This is a genomic window from Dapis brunnea BLCC-M229, from assembly GCF_050015995.1.
In the GTDB taxonomy this organism is placed as follows: Bacteria; Cyanobacteriota; Cyanobacteriia; order Cyanobacteriales; family Microcoleaceae; genus Trichodesmium.
In genome coordinates, this window is record NZ_JBNHEP010000042.1 from 34,415 (window position 1) to 39,928 (window position 5,514).

4 protein-coding genes and 1 pseudogene are annotated in these 5,514 nt (G+C 36.1%); 1 reads left to right on the plus strand and 4 read right to left on the minus strand.

Going from position 1 to position 5,514, the window contains the following annotated elements; all coding sequences use genetic code 11:
- Window positions 1-516: 516 nt before the first annotated feature.
- Window positions 517-1,731, plus strand: coding sequence for a DNA double-strand break repair nuclease NurA (locus ACP6PM_RS03995; protein ID WP_426582046.1), 1,215 nt, complete (start codon window positions 517-519; stop codon window positions 1,729-1,731).
- A gap of 1,606 nt (window positions 1,732-3,337) precedes the next feature.
- Here the strand turns inward: ACP6PM_RS03995 and ACP6PM_RS04000 are convergent.
- From ACP6PM_RS04000 to ACP6PM_RS04015, 4 genes and pseudogenes are all read right to left on the minus strand, one after another.
- Window positions 3,338-3,691 (minus strand): hypothetical protein, encoded by a 354-nt coding sequence (locus tag ACP6PM_RS04000; protein ID WP_426582048.1) that lies wholly within the window; start codon window positions 3,689-3,691, stop codon window positions 3,338-3,340.
- 164 nt (window positions 3,692-3,855) lie between these two features.
- A pseudogene (locus tag ACP6PM_RS04005) lies at window positions 3,856-4,084 on the minus strand (transposase); the annotation flags it as partial.
- A gap of 66 nt (window positions 4,085-4,150) precedes the next feature.
- The gene (locus tag ACP6PM_RS04010) at window positions 4,151-4,285 is read right to left on the minus strand and encodes a hypothetical protein (RefSeq protein ID WP_426582050.1); all 135 of its coding nucleotides are present in this window, start codon (window positions 4,283-4,285) and stop codon (window positions 4,151-4,153) included.
- Window positions 4,286-4,644: 359 nt separating this feature from the next.
- Window positions 4,645-5,199, minus strand: coding sequence for a COP23 domain-containing protein (locus tag ACP6PM_RS04015; RefSeq protein WP_426582052.1), 555 nt, complete (start codon window positions 5,197-5,199; stop codon window positions 4,645-4,647).
- Window positions 5,200-5,514 lie beyond the last annotated feature (315 nt).

Below are 5,514 nucleotides of genomic sequence, written 5' to 3' on the forward strand. Positions count from 1 at the left end.
ATCTTTAAAAGGTAGGCTTTTAAAGAATTGAGAATTAAGAAGTTGTTTTTCAAGGGATAATTGTGAGTAAAACTCCAAAAACATTTCTCCTTAAAAGGCGGGCTTTTAAAGAATTGAGAATTCACAATTTAGAATGAGGAAGGTAGCTTAAAAATCAGGAAAAAACTTAAAATTGGGAAATAGTATTATTCTACTAAGTTAGAACAATTTTCATAAAGTATAGAATACAAAATTAATAGCTACAATCTTTAGTAGGGAAGTTACATGGAACATCCCTACTTTCATCAAACAACAACTACTTAACGGTACTTTGGCAAAAAATATGTTAAGAACAACATCAAACCCTTATATAGTCTAGGTTTTACATTTAATCAACCTTTTTCCTGATATATCTAGGTTTGAGCCATTTTTAGCCTGAGCAACGTATTTCCCTTACCCCTACTAGCTTTGAAGGCATTTTCACTGTGAAAAATATCAAAGTACCGTTAATTCTCTAAAAAATAGGAAATTAAAATTATGCTAGACCTGACAAAACTAGCGCAACAAATGCAAGGGATGAGCCAACATCTGACAAAAGAAGCGATCGCTGCTCAAAATAGGTTAGACATAGCTAAACAATTATTGGAAGAGGCAAAAAATGAACAAGAAGAATTATTAGAATTAGAGGAAAGTTGGAGCGATCGCATACTTTTTAATCCTGCTATTCCTATAGAATCTTTAGATACTTATCCTCTGATTAATTCTCCTCCTAAAATTCATACAGTCTTAGCTACAGATGGTTCTCAAATAGCACCAAGTCACCATGAAATTGCTTATTGTTATTTGTTAAATATTGGGCGAGTAATGTTGCATTATGGTGAAAGTATTTATCCACTTTTAGATAGTATTCCAGAAATTTTTTATCAGGCAGATGACCTTTATATTTCTCGACAATGGGGAATTAAAACTGAAGAATGGATGGGTTATCGACGGACTATTTCTGAGGCTTTGGTTTTGGCAGAATTAGGTTGTGAATGGAGGAAAAATAATTCTGATAATTTAGGTTCGCCAATATTAGCTATGGTTGATGGTTCTCTGATTTATTGGTTCTTAGAATCTTTGCCTTCTGAAGCCAGGGATAGAATTTTAAATCCGATTTTAGATGCTTGGAATAAATTAAAGTTAGCTGGCATTCCTTTGATTGGTTATTTGAGTGCTTCTCGCAGTAGTGAAAGTTTGTCTTTTTTACGTTTAAAGGCTTGTATTTATGATGAACCTGACTGTGTTAGTTATTGTCCGAATGTTGGTTTAGGGGGATTTGGTTTTACGGAAAAAGCTCCTTGTCAGTCATTTGAACCGTTGCGAGATGTAATATTTTGGGGTTCAATATTACAGCCTGGGCAGAGGAGTCCTGTATGGCAATCTTCGGCTAGAATTTTGGATTTATATGGGGATAATATTATCTATTTTTGTTATGTGAATGTTGGTACGGAAGTTGCCAGAATTGATATACCTGAATGGGTAGCTGAGGATGAAGAAATGTTAGAGTTAGTGTTAGGAATGATGTTAGCTCAAGTGCAAAAAGGTTATGGTTATCCCGTGGTATTGGCAGAAGCTCATAATCAGGCGGTGGTTAGGGGAGGCGATCGGGTGAGTTTCTTTGCTTTATTGGAGCAGGAAATGATTAAGGCGGGTTTGAAAAATGTGGGAACTTCTTATAAGGAGACTCGGAAGCGGGGCAGTATTGCTTGAATTTAGAAGTGTGTAACAGGATCAGGACTTACGCAAGGGTACTATATATAGAGTGTAAAAACTATAACGTTATGGTTTGTAACACTACATACATGGTCTCTGCGTAAGTCCTAAGGATAATAAAGTTGGTAAGTTAAGAATAAAGTTAGTAAACTTAAGGGAGAATTTGTACTATCTTAAGTTTATCCTTACTGCTTAATAACCGATAATACTCTTAAATATTGGCAACTATAAACCCAAGAAATTTACCAACTTTATTATTCGAGAAAATAGAGGTTTTATGTAAGTTTATTAATTTGCTTACAAAAACTTACCAACTTTATTTTTATAAAGTGCGTTTGATGCTATGTAAAGTTAAGCTTTTGAGGTATTGAATTTACCAACTTTATTATTTTACTACAAGTGAGGGGGAATTTTCATTTTTTTGAGAGTCCAAATAACTGTAGGGGTTTAGTCTCAAAACCCATTACCTTTGATACTCAACGACGGAATTTTAATCTCCAGTTGTTATAGGTCAAAGAAGAAAAATGAGAGTTTTTTGGCGATCACTCCTTGACAACCAAACAGACACTGTAGGGTTTTGGTCTCCCAACCCTGATATCATGTCTCGTAGAACAGTTATAATTAGGCTCGTAGTTTTGCTCTAACCCATAATAATATTGGGTTAGAGCAAAACTACAAACAAAAACTTGATTTTAAGTAATTATCTATCTAAAATTGTTTTGTGGTGGGGCGATGTTTGGGGGTGGTGTTGTTTTTGTTGGGTTGAGATATTTTCAAACGCCACAAGTTTCTGTGCAAAAAGAAAGGGAGTTGGAAAGGCGACTGAATACTCAGAGTCACAGACAAAGGGAGTTGGAAAAGCAACTGGAGAATGAAACTTGTAGACTGTAACATCTACAGGTTTCAGCCGCCAAATTCAGTTATCAGTTATTAGTTTCGGATAATTTATTTATCCTTACTTGTTCTATATCAGTTATCAGTTTTTAATAACCAATTTATCTCAGACATCAGAAGGTTATCATATAGAATCCGGTTGAACACTCATCATTGCGACGATGGGAAGCAATCTGGGCGCACCTCTGAGATTGCTTCCTTCCACTCCGTTCCAGTCGCAATGACGCAGGCTATAGTAATTATCGGGATTCTATATCAGTTATCAGCTTTCCTCCTAAAGTCGAATAAAATATATCGAACGTTCGATATATTTTATCTATCAAACTTTAGTTAACTTTCAGCCTAATGCACCATCAGATTATCTATAAAAAAGGTGCGCTATTTCAGTTATCAGTTATCAGTCCAGTAGGGTGTGTTTTCGGCTAAGAGCCGACATGAAACGCTGCGCGACATGAAAAGCGTTTGCGCAGCATTCAGCAGGAAAGCGTAACGCACCATCAGATTATCTAACATCCAAAAAAAATGTGCGTGACGGCTAAATTTCTTGAGTTTCCCCAAAATTGAAAAGAGGATGCCGTCACACACCCTACAATTTTCTGACTTCTAACTTCAAGATGGCGATCGCCACATTCAAACCTCCCTCAAAAATAAATCTAGTAGTAACGCACCATCAGATTATCTTAACATCCAAAAAAAAGGTGCGTGACGGCTAAATTTCTTGAGTTTCCCTAAAATCGAAAATGCGAAAGTATTCTAACCGCTCTTGTATTTTTTCGCATCGTCTAGGAGGATACCAATCTTCTCCCATAGATATCACAATCTCTAACCAGGGTTGTTTTTTCTTGCCATTGTCATACATCACCGTCCAAATATTTGTCTCTTCTCGTAACTCGCAAGAAAAGCTGTCTGTTTTTGTCACTGTCACATCAGAAGGGGGTAGACTTGGCATTAACTTTATACCCAAGCTACCCATATCTATCAATAATGAAATTGCAGCAATTATTAGACCTGCTACCCCTACTCCTACTCCTGCTACTGCTACAGTATTTTGATTTAGCCTCACCAGTTTCTCCTTATTTATATCTATATATATAGTTGATAGTTGTTATAAATATTTTTTTAGGGCATCGAAATAGACCCCCCCAATATTTTATCCAATGTTCTGTGAGGAGTTTTCGGAAAGGTTGAGCTATGAGAATTAGGAGGTGAGTTTTGTGAATTATCTCAGTTAAAGATTAGGTGCTTTGCTCTAGTGATGCCTCTTAAACTACTACCCTCAAGGTGAGCGTGTAGAACCATACGCATTTGTTCAGGTTGAATTTTTCGACGATAGTAGAGCGTGTCAAAAGTATCGGTGAAAGTTTGTAGGCATTCAGGACAGTAATATCGTTGATTTCCTTTACTGGTTTTTCCATGACACGCGAGTTTTCTTATGGCCACATAGAGGACATTCCATGATGATTGAAAGTATTTAGGGACAATAATCATCTGATCATTCCCACACTTTCCTGATGCACTACCGTCAAATTTTGCTGTTGCTGTCGCGGAGACAAAAATCCACAAAATCTATTATTTCTAAAACTTTGTCTGGAGGCAAACCCCGAATTTTTCCAATTAGTATTTTTTCCAACTCGGTGTAAATATTTGTGTGTTTCATTATTTATATCTATAATATCGGTACTTTGATATTTTTGACAATGAAAATGGCTTCAAGCTCAATAGGGATAAGGTAAATACATCAGTAGGCTAAAAATAGCTCAAACCCAGATATATCAAGAAACAGGTTGATTCAAAGTAAAATCATTGCTGTGTAAGGTTTTGATGCTATTTTGAACATATTTTTTACTAAAGTCCCGATATTATGTACTTTGTTTTTTTGATTCATGTACTCTGGGAAAAGATGGCAAAGTTAACTATGAATATAGGTAAGTCAACATTTGCCGATCCTACTATTACCTTCTATTTTTCCATTAACGAATCTTCCTTCGCCAAAAAAGACTCCAAAAAAATCACAGCTCACTCTCCAGAAAAATTAGACTTTGCCAATATTCCTTCACTATTCTGATAAACAGTCGTACCATTTCGTAACGCTTCAATTATATCTCGCAACGCCTGATAACCATCCACCCCTACATCCAAAGTCAACAATAACGGACAACCATCACCACTTAATTTAGTTTTTGCACAAATAACCTCTTGGTTTGGAGTTTTGGAGTCATCGCGATATTCCAGAGCAACTAAACCATCTTCCCGAAAACTATTTAACCGCCCTGCTACTCTTTCGCATCGTTCAAGTGGTTTCCAGTTTCCATCCATCGATCTGAGCATACCTAACCAGGGTTGTCTATTTTTACCATTGTCATACATGACCGTCCAAACTTGTCCATTTATATTAGTATCTTCTCTTAGTTCGCAGTAAAAGCGGTCAGTTTTTTTCACTAACAAAGGCGACCAACTTTGAACAATCTCAATACCTAAACTGCCCACATCCATTAATAATGAAATTATAGGAATTGTCAGACCTACTACTCCTCCTATTGCTGCAATTTTCATATCCCGTCTCACACTCACGATTTTCTCCTATCTATATATATAGTCGCTATAAATATTTTTTCAGGATGTTGAAATATAAACTCCTAAGATTTTATCCAATTTTGTCTGAGCAGTTTACGGAAATGTTCAATTATTAATACAATTAAGAGAAAAGTTTTGTTAACTTACAGCGCTTTTCAAATTTATGAACCACATCGTCACAACTAAAACCCAGTAGAGAAGTTCCATGGAACGTCCCTACTGTGGTCTACCGTGCAGGAAAACCGCTGTAATTATTGACTAGTGGGACTTACACAACTTAACTGGCCAAATTAGACTATAATGCTTGGTCTA

Bases quoted from the DNA above. Each gene is read 5' to 3' on its own strand.
- ACP6PM_RS04010 (WP_426582050.1), bottom strand. From the start codon at position 4,285: ATGAAACACACAAATATTTACACCGAGTTGGAAAAAATACTAATTGGA.
- ACP6PM_RS03995 (WP_426582046.1), top strand. From the start codon at position 517: ATGCTAGACCTGACAAAACTAGCGCAACAAATGCAAGGGATGAGCCAA.